20 protein-coding genes are annotated in these 17,072 nt (G+C 48.0%); 9 read left to right on the forward strand and 11 right to left on the reverse strand.

Going from position 1 to position 17,072, the window contains the following annotated elements; translation table 11 throughout:
* The coding region (locus T491_RS0113110; RefSeq protein ID WP_028904289.1) for an ATP-binding protein at nucleotides 1-213 on the forward strand (213 nt) is incomplete at its 5' end.
* 80 nt (nucleotides 214-293) lie between these two features.
* On the opposite strand, the gene T491_RS0113115 is transcribed toward T491_RS0113110, so the two are convergent.
* The 4 genes from T491_RS0113115 to T491_RS0113140 all read right to left on the reverse strand — a co-directional run bounded on the left by T491_RS0113115 (nucleotide 294) and on the right by T491_RS0113140 (nucleotide 2,830).
* Nucleotides 294-869, reverse strand: coding sequence for a hypothetical protein (locus T491_RS0113115; RefSeq protein ID WP_028904290.1), 576 nt, complete (start codon nucleotides 867-869; stop codon nucleotides 294-296).
* A 23-nt stretch (nucleotides 870-892) separates the two neighbouring features.
* Nucleotides 893-1,033 (reverse strand): hypothetical protein, encoded by a 141-nt coding sequence (locus tag T491_RS17730; RefSeq protein WP_155950142.1) that lies wholly within the window; start codon nucleotides 1,031-1,033, stop codon nucleotides 893-895.
* Between the two features lie 147 nt (nucleotides 1,034-1,180).
* On the reverse strand, nucleotides 1,181-1,429 hold the full coding sequence (locus T491_RS0113125) for a hypothetical protein (RefSeq protein ID WP_028904291.1): 249 nt from the start codon (nucleotides 1,427-1,429) through the stop codon (nucleotides 1,181-1,183).
* A gap of 375 nt (nucleotides 1,430-1,804) precedes the next feature.
* A complete protein-coding gene (locus T491_RS0113140) occupies nucleotides 1,805-2,830 on the reverse strand; it encodes a YafY family protein (protein WP_028904292.1) in 1,026 nt (341 codons plus the stop codon).
* Between the two features lie 515 nt (nucleotides 2,831-3,345).
* Between T491_RS0113140 and T491_RS0113150 the strand changes: the two genes are divergently transcribed.
* The 3 genes from T491_RS0113150 to T491_RS0113155 all read left to right on the forward strand — a co-directional run bounded on the left by T491_RS0113150 (nucleotide 3,346) and on the right by T491_RS0113155 (nucleotide 5,228).
* A complete protein-coding gene (locus tag T491_RS0113150) occupies nucleotides 3,346-3,918 on the forward strand; it encodes a DNA-binding protein (protein ID WP_028904293.1) in 573 nt (190 codons plus the stop codon).
* A gap of 66 nt (nucleotides 3,919-3,984) precedes the next feature.
* On the forward strand, nucleotides 3,985-4,089 hold the full coding sequence (locus T491_RS17735) for a smalltalk protein (protein WP_155950143.1): 105 nt from the start codon (nucleotides 3,985-3,987) through the stop codon (nucleotides 4,087-4,089).
* A gap of 164 nt (nucleotides 4,090-4,253) precedes the next feature.
* Nucleotides 4,254-5,228 carry a Gfo/Idh/MocA family protein gene (locus tag T491_RS0113155; RefSeq protein WP_028904294.1) on the forward strand — a complete coding sequence of 325 codons (975 nt, stop codon included), beginning with the start codon at nucleotides 4,254-4,256 and terminating at the stop codon, nucleotides 5,226-5,228.
* A gap of 15 nt (nucleotides 5,229-5,243) precedes the next feature.
* Here the strand turns inward: T491_RS0113155 and T491_RS0113160 are convergent, their stop codons facing one another.
* The 3 genes from T491_RS0113160 to T491_RS0113175 form a co-directional block, all read right to left on the reverse strand.
* Nucleotides 5,244-7,634, reverse strand: coding sequence for a DUF3943 domain-containing protein (locus T491_RS0113160; RefSeq protein ID WP_028904295.1), 2,391 nt, complete (start codon nucleotides 7,632-7,634; stop codon nucleotides 5,244-5,246).
* A gap of 92 nt (nucleotides 7,635-7,726) precedes the next feature.
* Nucleotides 7,727-8,044: a heavy metal-binding domain-containing protein gene (locus T491_RS0113165; RefSeq protein WP_028904296.1), complete on the reverse strand. Its 318-nt coding sequence runs from the start codon at nucleotides 8,042-8,044 to the stop codon at nucleotides 7,727-7,729.
* Between the two features lie 307 nt (nucleotides 8,045-8,351).
* A complete protein-coding gene (locus tag T491_RS0113175) occupies nucleotides 8,352-9,245 on the reverse strand; it encodes an AraC family transcriptional regulator (RefSeq protein WP_024990708.1) in 894 nt (297 codons plus the stop codon).
* A gap of 142 nt (nucleotides 9,246-9,387) precedes the next feature.
* Between T491_RS0113175 and T491_RS0113180 the strand changes: the two genes are divergently transcribed.
* From T491_RS0113180 to T491_RS0113190, 3 genes are read left to right on the forward strand one after another with little or no spacing between them, the layout of a single operon-like run.
* The gene (locus tag T491_RS0113180) at nucleotides 9,388-10,155 is read left to right on the forward strand and encodes an MBL fold metallo-hydrolase (protein WP_024990707.1); all 768 of its coding nucleotides are present in this window, start codon (nucleotides 9,388-9,390) and stop codon (nucleotides 10,153-10,155) included.
* Nucleotides 10,156-10,165: 10 nt separating this feature from the next.
* A complete protein-coding gene (locus tag T491_RS0113185; protein WP_024990706.1) occupies nucleotides 10,166-10,855 on the forward strand; it encodes a radical SAM mobile pair protein A in 690 nt (229 codons plus the stop codon).
* Nucleotides 10,842-11,708 (forward strand): radical SAM mobile pair protein B, encoded by an 867-nt coding sequence (locus tag T491_RS0113190; protein ID WP_027454042.1) that lies wholly within the window; start codon nucleotides 10,842-10,844, stop codon nucleotides 11,706-11,708. Before T491_RS0113185 ends, T491_RS0113190 begins: the two co-directional genes overlap by 14 nt.
* Before the next feature lie 69 nt (nucleotides 11,709-11,777).
* Here T491_RS0113190 and T491_RS16620 read toward each other — a convergent pair whose 3' ends face one another.
* Both T491_RS16620 and T491_RS0113200 read right to left on the reverse strand, forming a co-directional pair.
* On the reverse strand, nucleotides 11,778-13,097 hold the full coding sequence (locus T491_RS16620) for a carbohydrate-binding domain-containing protein (protein WP_036916130.1): 1,320 nt from the start codon (nucleotides 13,095-13,097) through the stop codon (nucleotides 11,778-11,780).
* Entirely contained in the window at nucleotides 13,094-13,477 is a 384-nt protein-coding gene (locus T491_RS0113200; protein WP_028904297.1) for a hypothetical protein, read from the reverse strand. Before T491_RS0113200 ends, T491_RS16620 begins: the two co-directional genes overlap by 4 nt.
* A 276-nt stretch (nucleotides 13,478-13,753) precedes the next feature.
* On the opposite strand from T491_RS0113200, the gene T491_RS0113205 reads away from it, so the two are divergent.
* The gene (locus tag T491_RS0113205) at nucleotides 13,754-14,179 is read left to right on the forward strand and encodes a thioesterase family protein (RefSeq protein WP_028904298.1); all 426 of its coding nucleotides are present in this window, start codon (nucleotides 13,754-13,756) and stop codon (nucleotides 14,177-14,179) included.
* Between the two features lie 89 nt (nucleotides 14,180-14,268).
* Here T491_RS0113205 and T491_RS17500 read toward each other — a convergent pair whose 3' ends face one another.
* On the reverse strand, nucleotides 14,269-14,409 hold the full coding sequence (locus tag T491_RS17500; RefSeq protein ID WP_231480257.1) for an FMN-binding protein: 141 nt from the start codon (nucleotides 14,407-14,409) through the stop codon (nucleotides 14,269-14,271).
* Nucleotides 14,410-14,720: 311 nt separating this feature from the next.
* Here T491_RS17500 and T491_RS16630 point away from each other — a divergent pair, with 311 nt between their 5' ends.
* Nucleotides 14,721-16,463, forward strand: a complete 1,743-nt coding sequence (locus tag T491_RS16630) for an alpha-amylase family glycosyl hydrolase (protein ID WP_081773392.1) — start codon at nucleotides 14,721-14,723, stop codon at nucleotides 16,461-16,463.
* A 44-nt stretch (nucleotides 16,464-16,507) separates the two neighbouring features.
* Here the strand turns inward: T491_RS16630 and T491_RS0113220 are convergent, their stop codons facing one another.
* Nucleotides 16,508-17,053, reverse strand: a complete 546-nt coding sequence (locus T491_RS0113220) for a 2-oxoacid:acceptor oxidoreductase family protein (RefSeq protein ID WP_028904299.1) — start codon at nucleotides 17,051-17,053, stop codon at nucleotides 16,508-16,510.
* Between the last annotated feature and the right edge of the window lie 19 nt (nucleotides 17,054-17,072).

Below are 17,072 nucleotides of genomic sequence, written 5' to 3' on the forward strand. Positions count from 1 at the left end.
CTTTTCAATCACCTCTCTCTGCGGACAGGAAAGAGAGCTACCATCATCACCACGAACCTGCCTTTTACGAGGTGGGAAGAGGTGCTCAAGGATAAAGTCTTGTGCTCCGCTCTAGTAGACAGACTGTGTCACAAATCGTATCTCGTCAACATGACAGGTACGTCATATCGTATTAAAGAAACAAAAAAATTAATAGAAAAAAGTAATGTATAACCAACTCTTTGTATATTTGCAGCGCTCTTTTGGACTGGTATACTATTGAATTATTTGTTGGTATACTTTTGCGTTATCATTTACAGCTTTTTTAGAAGGACCATCTCTGCATGAATAATATCATGAGCCAGGAAGAAATTGCTGAGCCTGATTTCAAGATATTTCTTCATATCAAGAATCATTGGGCGATAGAGAATGTTGGTAGAGCAATATGCCCCAATGACATGACTCTTCTCATCAGTGAAATATATAGTAGTTATGTCGCTCTCTGTATTAGCCTTGTTGATAGATTGCTTTAACCTGTCTACTTCCTCAGCATCGTCCATATCTGCCTTAATCCAGCAATAATCAATAATCTCAATATAATGATTATCAGGTGATAAGATTAGTAGGAATTGAGTGCCTTGGAACCAAATCTCAAGATCGCCATCCTCATCTTCTGTATAGGGACAACCCATTTCTTGGAGGCATCTTTTAAGCACTTCTCTCATTGCCTCATGATCAGGCATATCAGAGAATCCTGCCAACTTGGCTTGGGCCATCTTAAGGAACCCTGAAGTGTAGCCTTCTGGATGGTCTAAGATATATTGGAGTTCATATCTGCTCTTAAGATTAAGAGCATTCTCCCACTCTATTATACGTGATTTGGCTGCCATAACATGATAATCTTTTATACTATTTACCACCAACCTTTATCATCGTTGTTCTCTGACCAGCGATCCATACCATTATCTTTAGAATCGTCCTCAGATGCGGGATCCCAGCCTCGCATGTTGTCACCATCGTTCCTTTCGTTGTAGTCGTCGTAATCGTCGTACATAATAATTTATTAAATTTACGTTGCAAATATAGGAATAAAAGTTTAAAGCCCCAAATAAAATTAGGTATTTTTTCATGCAATCCGTATCAGTGCAAGTATTAATATAAGTAGGATAATCCAATTTTCAAACATAACAAATCCTCCTAATTAAATTAGTTCTAGCTTGTTACCGTTCAGCTTAACCTTACGGACGAAAGAGATACTGGCGCCATCGTAAATGGCTGACACATCGATGTTCTTTGCGATAAGGGTGTCGATCAATACACTATCATGCAGACCACGAATAGATGTCCATGCAGTGCTGCCTACCTTGGCGTTGAACTCGTCGATAAGCGATTCTACGCTCTGCTTTGCCATGCTCTCAGTGAGCTCATCAAAATACTCTTCTGTAACCATAATATATAGAATTTTAATCAAAAAGGCTTAAACCATTCAGGCTTGATCTTGTAGAGAATGTAGAGTACCACGAATGTTACAACATAAATTATGATGGCCGCCTTAAATCCCAAAAAGAAGATTACGAGGACCATAGTCCACAAGAAAGAAGAAAACTTAGTCATAGCAGTTGTATTAAAAGTACTTTTCGTAAAAATCAGGCCACTTAGCGCGAACCACCAGATGGATTATAAAAAATCCAAATAAGAGAGGAAACGTCCATATTCCGAACGTCAGTGATGTAAGGAATATCGCCCAAGCCATTTTTGCCAAATTATCCATAAACGCCAACTTTAAAATCCAACATCAATTACTTTACGTTGGCAAAGTTAGCGCTTATGTGTGCAAGTTTTCTGCATTGATGTTATATTTATCACTCATAGCGCGGATATTCTTGGCAATTTCGGCTTTTAGAGGGGCGGGTGCGAGCACTTCAATATCAGGGCCGAAGGACAGAATTAGGGCTATGAGTTCTTTATTAATCTTTACATTAATAGATATAACGGTATGGCCATCTTCATCTCTGACTACACGCTGTGAAAGGTGTAATGGCTTGGTTTTGATGTAGTTAAAGCGGTTGTTACTAACTCGCAGGAGAACATCTACCGGTTCGATTCCCTCAGGGACTGTTACGCCTATCACATCGTCGAAATACTCTTCGAAATCTACATCAGCCTCCTTATATTTCATCTGGATCTCCTCAAAACCATCGATTCTATCCAGCGCATAATGGGCCAAAGTGTCGTAGCCAACGGCCTGGGCTATAAGATACCAGCGGTCGTTGTACTGCTTAAGATGATAAGGATAAATGCGCTCTTGATATGAATCCTTGCCGAAAGGGGCATAGGTAATCCTTAGTACTCGCTTGGAGAGTATAGCTTGTAGCAGATCGTTGAACAGGTTTAAGCCTTTAAGATCGGGATTAGTCTGGAATGACACCACTGTCTTTGTGGTTTCGCTCAGGAGTCCGCCTTCTACCTGCATAAGCACTGTCCTAGCCCAGTCGTATAGAGGTTCGCCCTCAAAATCTCTCAATACATAAATAGCGTCTTGTATCTTATGTCGCTCGCTGTCGTTCATGCGATACATCGGCAGCGAATAGTTGGTATCGGTATAGCGATAAAGACGCTTTTTGCCGCGATAGAATGTTTCGTCAAGACGTATGCTATATGGTGGCAGTTGGAGATTGGCTATATCATTCTGTACTGTACGCTTTGATACGCCTGCAGTCATATCTAATTTACCGCGCATAGCCTCGCTACAAGCATCAACCAGATCGTCGATGTCGTACTCCCGATAGGGATTTCTGAAACAGTCGTTCAGTACCTGATAGCGCAAAAGCACTTGTTTATCTACTGGCATTTCGTTCTATTCAGCAATTGTTGATTTGCTTGCAAAGATAACACAATTCCTTGATTTGACCAAATTTTGTGGGGAGAAAATAATCACAAAAGCGCACAGAGCACAGAGCACAGTTTATTTGCGAGAGGGTGCATGTGGTTAGTGAGTTTTACTCTATATAATAATTACTATATATATAATATATATATTATATATATAGTAAAAATATTACTTGCGTATTTTGAGGTGCTCATGAGAAAACTGTGCTCTGTGCTCTGTGCTCATATAAAGGTACTTATCAATTTTAACAATTCATTAACAATTAATATTTCATTATATAACGAAATTTTCGTACCTTTGCATTGTCAAGATGAAGATGGAGATGATGCTCCCGCGCGAGGAAAAAGAATCTCCCACGTGCACTAAGAAATTCTCCCACGTGTGGCCGCAAACCAACATCGAATTTGAGACAATAAAAGAGTAAAAAAGTAAAACGGTAAAAAATTTAACAACAACACAAAAACAAAATTAGAATTATGGCACTTAAAGTTAAAGCACAGGAAAAGTTGCAGAAGATTGGCAAGTATGAGGGCACTTATCGCTACATCATGATGCCGGAGTTGTACACCTCACTCAGTCAGGAAAAGGTGATCCAGGAAGCTGCCCTTCGCAGCGGCGTGAGCAAGGGTGTGATGCAGGTATGCTGGGATGCAGCCGGCGAGGTAATCAAGGCGTGGGCCACTGAAGGTCACTCGGTAGCGCTGCCAGGTCTGGGAACCATGCGATTCGGCTTGCGCGCCAAGAGCGTGGAGAAGGTGGACGAGGTTAAGACCGGACTGATTTCGAGTCGCCGCATCATCTTCACTCCAGCGGTAGATCTGAAGCAGGCGCTGGCAGGCACTACCATCCAGATTACCTGCTACGATCGAGACGGCAACGAGGTGAAGCGCGTGACCAGCACCGATCCTGGTACGGTTGAGGACAACGAGAATCCAGAGAACGAGAACGGCAGCACTAATGAGCCTACCAACGCTGGCCAGGGTGGCAACACAGGCGGCAACGGCGGTGGCGGCGGTGAGCCTAACCCCGACGGAAGCACCGAAGATTAGCGCTTAGGGGCGAAAGCCCCAGCGCTTTAAAGAAAGTTCAAAGCTAAAAGTTCAAAGTTAAATGTTATGAGTAAGAAAGAAAGCATTAAGTTTATCGTGCAGCTGATTGCATCAATCGCAACTGCCATCCTGACTGCACTGGGAGCTACAAGTTGCGTAGGCGCTTGGTAAAATTCACCCTCAGGTTTCAAAAATACGAAGCCTGAGGGTAAATATTATGTTTCTTGTATTTTCACAAATCTTCTTAAATCTGCGGCAGAAATACAAAATAAATGCCGACTTTTCACTATTTTTGCCACAAGATTATGAATCATTAAGCAATACAAAGACGTATGATGAAAGTGGGAATTATTGGTACGGGCTGGATTGCCGAGAAGGCGGCCATCACCTTGAACGGATTAGAGCGTTGCGAGGCCTATGCCGTGGGTTCACGTAATCAGGAAAAGGCAGCGGCTTTTGCTGCCAAGTGGAACATCAGGAAGGCGTACGGCTCGTACAGCGAGCTTATCGCAGACCAGGATGTTGACCTCGTATATATCGGCACGCCGCACTCGCATCATTACGACGTGACCCGCGAGGCTATACTGGCTGGTAAGCCCTGTCTGGTGGAGAAAGCGTTTATGGCCAACGCCAGGCAGGCGCAGGATATCATCAATTTGGCTCACGAACGGCATGTGTTCCTGGCCGAAGCCATCTGGACGCGCTATCAACCTGCCGTGGGCATTGTCAGAGGACTTATCGCTGACGGACGTATCGGGCAACCGCGACTGGTAACTGCCACCCTTGGCTATTCGATGGGTAACAAGGAGCGTATCATGCGCGCTGACCTCTGCGGAGGTGCCCTACTCGACCTCGGTGTCTATGCGCTGAACTTCGTGCGTATGTTCTGCGATAGCGATATTGAGACCATTGACGGGCATTGCGTGAAGAGCGCCACTGGCATGGATCTGACCAATGCCATCACCATCATCCTGAAGGACGGCATCCTTGCCAACGTCCAGTCGTCGGCACAGTGTGTGGGCGACAATATAGGCGTCATCGCAGGCACAGAGGGAAATATCATTATCGACAACATCAACAACCCGCAGACGATAACCCTGAATGGCCCCGACCGTACATATGTGGAGACCATACATGTGCCACAGCAGATAACGGGCTATGAGTACCAGTTCCTGGCTTGTAGGCAGGCGCTTATCGACGGACTGACAGAGCCGCGCGAGATGCCCCATGCCGAGACGCTCTACATCATGCAACTGATGGACAATCTCCGTCGCAAATGGGGCGTCAGCTATCCGATGGATGAATTTTGAATTTGTTTGGCAAACTTACAGATGTACAGTGGCACCGAGGCGAATCTCGAAGGTATTGGCTTTCACATCATCAGCATATTTATAATGTGTTCTGCGAACATAGTATGAACTGGAAAGTACAATACTCCAGTTGCGGGCAATGTCGAATTCGGTCAACGGGTTTATCACCAGCAGAGCAGCGTTTCCCTTGTCGCCCTGTGCGTTCAGATGTAGCATGTCTTCGTGGGTAAGGTTGGCAAAATCCGTATCACGATCGTAGCCCTTCCAGGTGAAGATACGATAGTAATGGGCATTAAGAATAAAACGTCCGAAGTTACGCATCTCCATGTGGGTTTTTGTCTTCACGCTGAAGCCGCTACCCATGTTGTAGTCGCGGTCGATGATATTGTAGTAGTCGCTCTTGGTTCCGCCCAATAAGATTACATTGGCAAAGATTCGTTGCTCAAGGTGTGAGAGTGCGCCTACCTCGGGCATCTGAATAATAGCACCAGGACCAAAGGCTGCTGCCTCGCTGATGCGATAAGGCGTGAGGTCGGAACCGTTTTTTACAGGTTTCGAGTCGAAATAGTCGAAATGCTGATACAGACCGAATTCGGCTTTGATGTTCCTGCGTTCTATCATCGGTGTGCTCCACAAACGTCCCAGAAGATGTATCTGATTGAGTATGGGCTGATTGCTGGAGATTCCGCCTGTAAACTCCATCTCAAAAAAGTCGTAAGGTGCATTGTGCTCACCCTCGTTTACTGGGTCGCCATATTGCAGATAGAGATTGATGTATGGATTGTGTTCGCCCTTGAACAAACCACCATCGTCGGCCAAATAACGATCGCCCAACGATATCGACACGTCGATAGGATTACGATTATAATCGTGGTATCTGTAGTTTCGGCTGCGCACTTTCCACGCATCGCCGGTGGCAAATCGCTTCAATTCACCCATAGGGTTAAAGATGGTAGCTCCCAACTCTCGCCAGAATCGAGGCCAGCCACGTTTCGAATCATTTAAGAAAATCTTGCTGATACGATTGGTGATTTCGCCAATGCAGATACCTCCAAAGGTGGTGGCTATCAAGTCGTTAAGCGCTGGTGGTTCAATCTCTCCTAAAAACTCCCATTCCAGTGAGCCGATCATCGCATACGGGGCCGACTCCCAGAAGTTGAGACCCTGGGCTCGGGCTGAATTGAAATACAGATTGCCATGATAGGGATGCATAAACAGATTGGTTGAGAACTGGTCGTTATCCCATACAAATCCGTTCTTAAAGTTCTCGCCCCAGGTGTGAAGTGTGGTTTGCGCAAAGTCCTGGTTGGTGATTACACGGTCGAACAGATGTACAAATGCATTCACGCCTGTCACCTGTCCCAGAGCCCACCAGGGATGTTTCTTCCCCACCCCAATCGCCATCACCGAATCGGCAGGCGTACGGTCTTCGGTTCGCTTGTTCACCGCAGATTCGCGGTGTACATTGTGCGGATAACGGAAGGTTAGTCCGGCTTCGGCCAGCATACGATGGCGATATTTTAGTTCGTGATAGTAATAGCGCGTGTCGCCATATCCCACCGAGGCAAAAAGTGCCGTTCTGGGCGACAGCTGATAGTCGGCATTGATACGGGCCTGTATCGAGAACAATTGCGAGGGGCCGTCGTTACTGTGTTTCTTAAATGTTTCGATATGGTAATAGCCTATATCGCCGCTGAGCGACAGTTTTGGCGTAATCTGCTTGTATTGTCCGATACGATAAAATAGAGCCCCCGAGAAATCCTCGTTAAAACCCATATAATGTGTACCGACACCTATGATATTGTAAGTGCTCTTGTTGCGGAATCTGATGGCACCATTCAATTTCGAGCTGGTACCGCCAAAAACCATCCAATCTATGGTGGTTTGCGGGTTAACATTTACCAGTCCTATCTTGCGCCCGCTAGTATCCTTTGTATAGTTAATAAGTCCCACTTGCCAACCTTTGGTGTGCTTCTGGGCAGTATTCAGCAGCCCTATCTGTACACCATCCAGTTCCTCGGCATAGTTTGATGCTCCCAACTGCATACCGCGCATATAGCCCGACGAGATATTATGGATACCCGATAGCTGCATACCTTTATCCACGCCCATCGCTATATTGGTAACACCGCTTAGTTGTAAGCCCTTCATTGGCGTGGATGATATGTTTGAGAAGCCCGACAGTTGCAGTCCTCTGACATTATATGCATAGTTTGATATCGCATTCAGTTGCACGCCTTTCAGTGTATCGGTGTGGTTGCTCAAACCGATACTGAAATAAGTGATACGGGTAGAATCGGCTTGATGGTTCTTACCCACATCGATAGTTATACCATGCAGGTGCTGGGCCACGCAAAACAGCGTGCTTAGAACCAGGATGAATCCACTCAGTAAAAATCGTTTCATAAAGCATTGCAATTCTGCCTTGGGATTTAATGATTACTGGTATATCTTTTATTTCTGCTCTTCTAATCATCGTTTTATCTATATCTGATATGTCAGATGACTACAGCCGTTCCGCTGGCGGCTACCATCAGCATCGAGCCGTTGGCACCGATAGTCTCGTAATCCAGGTCGATACCTACAATAGCGTTGGCACCTAAGGCATGTGCACGCTCCATCATCTCTTGCATAGCCTCGTCCTTGGCCTGGCGCAGCACCTTCTCGTAGCTACCGGCACGACCACCTACTATATCACGGATACCAGCAAACAGATCCTTGAACATGTTTGCACCGATGATTGTCTCACCTGTCACCACACCCTTGTACTCACGGATAGTGTGACCTTCGATTGTTGGAGTTGTTGAAAGTATCATATTCGTTTTCTATTTAAAATTTACAGCGACAAAGATAAGCATTAATTTTTAATTATTGTTCGTTTTCTGCGTTAAACTTACCTTCTAATCATCGTTTTTTTATTTAACTGAACTTTCGCAAGTGAATATTCATTCATCAAGCGACTAATTTATACATTTGATAGAGTTTATGGAACTTAGGATTGGCATCAATAACTGCAGAAAGCAGCTCGCTGGCATTTGAGCATCGAGGTGGCAAACGTCTCCAGGAAGATGGCACCAATCAGAAACAGCCATTCTTTCATAAATTGAAATTTACCTAAAAGAGTTATTCAAACGTTCCATTCTCGTATTCTTGCTGGAATTGTGTACACGTCTTGCCTGTGGCTTTCTTGAAGAACCGCATCAGATGTGAAGGCTCTGAGAAGTGGAAGTCGTAGGCAATCTCGCTGACCGTCTTGTGGCTGAACAACAGTCCGTTCTTGATTTCGGCCAGCAGGCGTTGCTTCAGCAGGACGGTGGCTGGAACACCATATTGCGCCATGACGCTCTGGTTAAGCGTCACCCGGCTGACGTGCATCAGGTCGGCATATTCCTGCACACGCTGCAGGTCGCGGATGTGCTGCTCCATCAGTTCCACAAACAGGAAAGCGTAGTGGTTCTTCGGCAGTTCAAAGGGCAGACTATATGTCTCGGTATAGCGTCGGTTCAAGACGGCCAGCAGATAGTAGAGCACGCTGACGATGATATGGTAGCTGTCGGCTACAGGCTGGCGCAGTTCGCTGCGGATTTTCTTCAGCAGCCGTTCGTATTCCGTCAGTTCGTCGGCTGTTGCCATGAAGTATGGTGGCGTGTCGGTCTGCTGGCAGTACTGCAGGCGATAGACAAAGAACTTGTCGGCAATAAACGTACGCATGAAGTCGTTGCGGAAGATAAGGAAATCGTAGTCGAGGGCATCTTCGTCAATGTGCCATTCCTGCTGCTGGTGGGGCTTCAGTATGAGCACCATGCCATCGCGCAGTTCTATCTTCTGGTAGCCCAGCAACAGATAGCCATTGGCCTTACGGAAGAAGAACATCTCGAAAAAATCGGTCTTGAACACGGGGTATTCCGTCAGCACGCCCCTCCGCTCACTACCATGGGCGGTGTTGATAAAGAAATCTACACCACATTCCGTCTTGCTGAAAGGCACCTCTACGAGCCTGTATGTTGTTTTTGCCATACCTCTTTATATGATTTCGGCTGCGAAGGTACGAAAAAAGCGTGATTTATCAAAATGGCATAACAACATGTTGTTCTGGTATAGACATCTTTAACATTTCGCCGTACCTTTGCACCCAGAAATCAAAAAAACAGAAAAGAACATGAAGATTCAACAGATTAGAAACGCTACGATTAAGATTGAGTATGCCGGTAAGGTGATGCTGATAGACCCCATGCTGGGCGAAAAGGGCTGTATGCCTCCGTTCCCGTTCTCGCACCATCAGGAATTGCGCAACCCGATTCACGACCTGCCGATGACGGTGGACGAACTATTAAGGGATGTGGACTGCGTGTTGCTGACCCATCTGCACACTGACCACATAGACGATGCCGCTTATGAGCAGCTGCCGAAGGAAATGCTCATCGTCGTGCAGGACGAGCTGGACCGTGAGGTGGTCGTGTCGCATGGGTTCAAGCAGGTGAAAGTGATTGAGGGCGAGATGCAGCTGGGCGATGTTCGTCTGTCGAAGGCTGAGAGCCATCACGGCCACTGGTGGATGCTGCCGAAGGCCGGCCACACCTGCGGCTATGTGTTCCAGCACCCTGCGGAGCCTACGACCTATCTGGCTGGCGACACCATCTGGTATAGTGGTGTGCGTCGCAACCTTGACCGCTGGCAGCCCGATGTGGTGATAGTCAATGCTGGCGGCAACAAGTTTCATGTGGGAGGGCATGTCATCATGCACATTCCCGATGTGCTGAAGACGATGGACTACGCACCGAAGGCCACCTTCGTGGCCACCCACCTGGAGGGCGTGAACCACAATCACGTCACCCGTGCCGCACTCCTTCAGGCTGCCAGGGAGCATGGAGTGGCTGGGCGCGTCCACATTCCCGAGGACGGTGAGAGCGTAAATGTCAGCAAGTAAACGAGAGACGATGAGTGTTTGTATCAAAGACCTGATTCAGAACATGAATCTTGTGATTGGCTGTAATATCGGCTGTAGTTATTGCTATGCCCGCAACAATTGTCGTCGCTACCACATTACAGACGATTTCTCTGTGCCGGAATTCTATCCTGGCAAGCTGCGGCTGATGGGCAATCCGAAGCCCCACAACTGGCTGCTGACAGGCATGAGTGACCTCGCGGGGTGGAAAGACGAATGGCGTGAACTGGTGTTCGACAAGATGCGCCAGAACGTGCAGCACCAATATCTGTTTCTCAGTAAACGGCCCGACCTGCTGCACATGTCAGTTACACCCGACAACGGATGGTTTGGAGTCACGGTGACCTCTTCGAAGGAAAAGCAGCGTATCGACCAGTTGCGGGAGAATGTAGGTTCAACTCACCTGCATGTCACCTTCGAGCCGATGTTCAACGATATTGGAGAGGTTGACTTGCACGGCATTAGCTGGATTGTGATAGGAACGGAAACGGGTAAGCGCAAAGGCAAGGCCGTGTCGGAAGTCAGTTGGGTGGAGAATTTGACAGAACAGGCACACCGGCTGAACATTCCCGTTTTCATGAAGGAAGACCTCGTTCCCATTATGGGGGAGGCAAATATGGTACAGGAGTTGCCACAGGAATTTAAGGAAGTATTAAAACAACAGGGTTATGATTATAAATGACAAACAAGTGCAGTCGGTGATGACAAAGTCATCGCTGCCTGTGGGCGGTTATTCCGTCAATCCGTACGTGGGCTGTACCCATGCCTGCAAGTACTGTTACGCCTCTTTTATGAAGCGCTTCACAGGTCATACCGAGCCGTGGGGGACTTTCCTCGACGTGAAGTACTGGCCTGCCATAACCAATCCGCACAAGTACGACGGCGAGCGCATCGTCATCGGTTCGGTGACAGACGGCTACAACGAGCAGGAGGCTGAATACAAGCGTACCCGTGCACTGCTGGAACAGCTACAGGGTGCCGACTGCGAGATTATCGTCACCACGAAGAGCGACCTCGTGTTGCGTGACCTCGACCTGCTGAAAACGTTCAAGCGCGTCACGGTATCGTGGTCTGTAAACACCCTCGACGAGCAGTTCAAGGAAGCGATGGACGATGCGCCCAGCATCGAGCGACGACTGGCTGCAATGAAGCAGGTCTATGAGTCGGGCATCCGCACCGTCTGCTTCGTGTCACCCATCTTCCCAGGCATTACCGATGTCTTTGCCATCATCGAGCGTGTTAAGGATTATTCTGACCTTGTATGGCTGGAGAACCTGAACCTTCGCGGACAGTTCAAGCCCACCATCATGCAGTACATCCGCGAAGAGCATCCCGACCTGCTACCGCTCTACGACGACATCTACAAGCGCAAGCGCCGCGACTACTGGCAGACGCTCGCCCTGCAGGTGGAAGCCTACACGAAGGAGCACCAGATGCCCTACGTCATCAACGACCTGCCCTATGGTCGCTCAGAGTATGGCCATCCCGTCGTGGTCAACTATTTCTACCACGAGGAAATCAGGCTGACGCGATAGCATGACTTCGATTTCAATTATATTGCCGCATACGTACAATACTGCCGTATGCGGTTTTATTTTGCAGCATTAACAAGCCGTTTCTCTAACTCGTATGCCCGCTCCGTCGGCCTTGATAGCCTTCGGTGATGTCTTCAGCGCGTCGGCCAGATTCTCGGTGGTGCTCGAGCTGGTAGCAGTGCGGATGGTGGTATTGCTGGTGCTCGAACAGTAGGCTATCTGTCCGGTGGTGATAGCCGAAGTTTCGCCGCCACTGATGGTGAGCGTACCATCCACACTGATGGCCTTCCCACCGCTGCCACTACTGGTAAGCGTCAGTGTGCCACCGCTGATTGTCATATTACCATCGGCACTCATCGCCGCACAAGCCTTCACCTCACTATCGTCGCTATCCCACGCAGCACTTCCTGTGGTGCTTATGGTGTAAGTTCCATCACTGACGGTCATGCTTCCATCAGCCTTGATACCTTTCGAGGTCGCTGCTGTAGTGGTTATGGTCAGCGTACCGCCTTCCAGATATACGTTGCCGGTGTCTTCGTCCTCGTGGTCGGTGGTCTCGCCCGTCGATGTTGTACCGCCCAGGTCGCACTGTATGCCGTCGTCCCCCACTCCGCTGATGGTCACCGTACCGCTCTTCATCTGGAAATACTCCTCGCAGTTGATGCCGTCGCTTACGGTCGATGTGATGTTCAGCGTCAGGTTCTTGATGGTGATATACGAGGCCGACTTGATGCCGTGCTTATAGTTACCCACCACGTTCAGCGTACCACTACCCTGTAGCTGTATCTGCCCTTTCGAGTATAGGCAGGCCTTTTGCGAGCCACTACCGTCGGTCAGTGTGCTCTCAGTGCCCTTCTTGGCGTTGATTTGTATACGTTTCGAGTTGGTGATGTTGATAGCCGCACCATTAGGGTTGGTCAGTGTTACACCTTCAAGCGATACCGTACATTTGTACGATCCTGCCAGCGTCAGCGAGCCGTCGGTCGTCGAACCGCTGAGCACGTAGGTTATCTCGTCGTCGTCGATAGCTGCTGTGTTACTCTGGGTGATGCTTACATGAGCACCACTCACCTCGGCCGTAACATAGGAGGCTACATTGTCGGCCATTGTCACCGTAGCCGAAGATCCATTATATATAATGTTTACAGTATTGGCATCTACCGTTGAAGAACTGCTACTGGCTATCTGCATACTCGTGATATTGCTGAGCGTGTATGTATCAGAGCCAATGGTCATCGATGTGCCATTGCTGAATGTAGCTGGCGAACTCGATGTTACGTCAGCTGCGTTATAGGATGTTGTACCGCTACTCGTAGTGATCTTCAGCGTCTGCCCCCAGGCTGCTATCGTCAGCACGAGGACTATCATAGAGAATGATGTGCGTTTCATTTTACGTTCAGTTTAAAGGTTCCCTGTTTTGTCTTAATCACAAACACGCCACGGCGCATCTGGTTCTTGCTCACCTTATGGCCCTGTAAATCATAGATTTCGGTAGCCTCGTCCAAGTCGGCCTTCATCACTTCGCTGATGCCAGTAGCTGATGTTTCATCCGATGTCGAGAAATACATCTTACTCAGGTTCGCGAGGCTGAACGATTGCGAACCGATGGTGAGTGTCGAGCTGTCGAGATTAATCGTCACTGGCAGCGACGATACATCCACGGAGGCTTTCGCCTCATCCGTCGTCTCAAAAGTCAAATAGGTGTAGTCCTTGGCCTGCGCCGTCAGCGCTCCTACCAACATCATCAGAATTAACAAGTTCTTTTTCATACTTTCGTCGTAGATATATTTATTTTGCAAAGATAGAGATTATAGGCACTTTCTCCAAATATCTTCAACGAACGCCCCGATTCTTTCTGCGAATCAGAAGATCAAGTTTACAGCGACAAAGATAAGCATTAATTTTCAATTATTGTTCGTTTTCTGCGTTAAACTAACTTATTTTTGTTTTTTGCGCTGTTTTTATTATTTTCCAAGCGTCATTGTGCGGATTCTGCTGAGAAAGTAGTACCTTTGCACGCGAAAACAAAAGATGAGGAAATCAAGATGGCAGAAGAAAGAATTTACGAGTTTCACAATGTGGTGCCCCTGCAGATACGTTTCAACGACGTTGACAAGTTCGGACACGTGAACAATACCATATATTTTCAGTTCTACGACTCTGGTAAGACTGACTATGTGTCCACCGTATGCAAAGGCTTCGACTGGGATCGATATGCAATCTTCGTAGTGAAGATAGAGGTGGGGTTCTTTGCCCAGATAAAAGGCTCTGACCATATTGCCGTCCGCACCCGTACCGCCAAGCTCGGCAACAAGAGCTTCCATCTCGAACAGGAAATCTTTGACACCGATACGCAGGAGGTAAAGAGCCGCTGCCTGTCGATATTGGTGCTATATGATTTGGAACATAAGCAGTCCATACCGTTTCCCGACGAATGGCGCAAGGCCATCAGCGACCACGACGGACTATAAAATAGTTTGGCTCAGCCTTCGCTGCACCATCATTTAAATAAATCCCAAGGCATTGCAATTCTGCCTTGGGATTTATGATTATTTGGGAATTACTTATGCTTCTTGTAATAATCCAAACCGGCTTGTACGTTCTTGATCACCGCTTCGGACGTATAGGTGGCGCCGGTCACGCCATCTACCTGCAGCTTCTGGGCCTCGCTCACCTTCAGGTTGTTCCACTTCTCAAACAACGCAACATTTGCGATTAATCACAAGTAGGTATTTTAAATAGTCACTGGCAAGCTGATGACGAAGCGGGCGCCGGCGGTGTAATCCTACCCTTATCGGTAAACTTCAAAGCATTGCTCATCAGACGGCCGAATTGCAAAAATACAAATAATTCTGGCATGAACCATGCTTTTATCACAAATAATTTGAAAAAACACGTATTTCTTGATAAAAAAAATCAAAATGAATGTTATAGAATTTGGGAATCAAAAAATAATAACGTATCTTTGCCCCACGAGATTATAAAAATTAATACTCCTAAACATTAACTCGTATGAAGAAAATGATCTTATCCATGATGGCCGTCATGGGGGCACTATCTCTCCAGGCGCAGACCATCACAGGCAAGTACGAAGTTCCGAAAGTGCCCGATTGGGCAAGGAACGCGGTGTTCTATCAAATCTATCCGCAGACCTTCTGCGACTCTGACGGCGACGGTATCGGCGACCTGAAGGGCATCATCAGCAAACTGGACTATGTCAAAAGCCTTGGTGTAGATGCCATCTGGTTCAACCCATTCTTCGATTCGCCTTTTAACGATGCTGGCTACGACATTCGCGACTACTACAAGATTGCGCCTCGCTATGGTACCAACGAGGATGCCAAGCTGCTGTTTGACGAAGCGCATAAGCGCGGCATGCACGTGATCTTCGACTACGTGATCAGTTATACAGCCATCGACCATCCCTGGTTTGTGGCCTCGCAGAAACAGGAGAAGAACAAATACTCTAACTACTATATCTGGACCGAGACCAACTGGGTGGATCCCCCATTCGAGTTTGCTGGTCAGTTTGTGAAGGGCTACGGTCAGCGCAACGGTCAGTTCATGCGTAATTTCTACTGGTGCCAGCCAGCGCTCAACTTCGGCTTCGCCAATCCCGACCCCAACCAGAAATGGCAGTTGCCCACCAACCATCCCGATGTGCTGGCGATGCGCGAGGACCTGAAGAAGGTGCTGCGATTCTGGATGGATATGGGCTGCGACGGTTTCCGTGCCGATATGGCAGGCGCGCTGGTCAAGACGCGTCGCGTGCGTGGCAACGAGCAGTTCTTCAATACCAATGAGAACGAAACCAAACTCTTCTGGCGCGAAATCCGACAGCTGCTCGAAAAGGAGTATCCACAGGGCTTCATGGTGGCAGAATGGTCGTATCCTGCCGATGCGCTCGACAACTGCTTCCACGTGGATTTCTTCCATTGGTTCAAAGGCTACAACGACTTGTTCCAGAAGGAGAGCTGGCGCATTCTGAACGGCGTGAGCGAAGGTCACAGCTACTTCGATGCCGAAGGCAAAGGCGACGTGCGTGCTTTCCTGGAGAGCTATATGGACCAGTATCAGAAAACGCTGGGCAAAGGCTATATCAGTCTGCCAATGGGTAACCACGACAACGCCCGTCTGGGTAATAAGCGTAGTGACAAGGAGCTCGAGATTATCTATGCTTTCGGATTCACCATGCCAGGCGTGCCCTTCCTCTATTACGGCAACGAGATAGGTATGCGCCAGTTGCCAACCAGCTGGCCGCAGGTGGAAGGTGCCTATCAGCCACGCAACGGAGCCCGCACACCTATGCAGTGGAGCCAGGATAAGAATCTCGGATTCTCAACATGCAATGCCGAGCAGCTCTACCTGCCTGTGGATCCCGACCCCAACGCACCCAACGTAGCTGCGCAGGAGCGCAATCCCAACTCGCTGCTGAACAAGACTCGACAGCTGATAGCACTCCATCATAGCGAGCCTGCACTGGCCGACTATGCGGAGTTTGTACCACTGTACCCGCTGACCAAGGAGCAGAGTGCCTATCCCTTTGTGTATGCGCGTGCGGCTGGAAAAGATGTGGTGCTCGTGATGCTCAACCCCAGAGCCCAGGCTTCGAACGCCACATTCCCGGTGAATATCAAATTCAAGAAGACCAAGGTGCTGGCTGGCGACCGATTCACCATTCTCAGCAATAAAAAGAATGGCAGCATGACTATCCACATGCCACCTACATCGTACGCTATCGTAAAACTCTTATAAGAAAAAAAGAATCCCCACCACTGCTGGAGGGGATTCTTCGTTATTTATTTCTGCTCCTCAATAATCTTGGCACCCTCTTTCAGAGCCTCCATGTTGAGAGGAATCAATCCGTGATGACGCTCAGGGAGTGTCTTGTAGAGAGCCTTCTCTACACCCTTGTCGCTCACAACAGGAGCGACCTTCAAGAGTCCACCCAGCACAATCATGTTGAACACCTTACCGTTCTTCATCTCGGCAGCCTTGTCCATCGCGTTGATCTCATACACGGTGATATCCTTACGGGTTGGCTTGTTGATGATACCGAAGCCATCGTAAATCAGAATGCCACCGGGCTTGATTTTGGGTTCAAACTTCTCGAGTGAGGGCTGATTGAGTACCACTGCAATATCGTACTTGCTCAGGATAGGCGAAGAGATGCGCTCGTCGCTCACAATCACCGTCACGTTGGCTGTACCACCACGCTGCTCAGGGCCGTAAGCCGGCATCCATGTTACCTCCTTATCCTCCATCAGTCCACTATAAGCCAGAATCTTACCCATTGAGAGCACGCCCTGACCTCCGAAACCTGAAATAATTATTTCCTTCTTCATGTTTTACCTTTTTACTTTT

The sequence above is a fragment of the Prevotella sp. P6B4 genome (assembly GCF_000619985.1).
Classification (GTDB): Bacteria; Bacteroidota; Bacteroidia; order Bacteroidales; family Bacteroidaceae; genus Prevotella.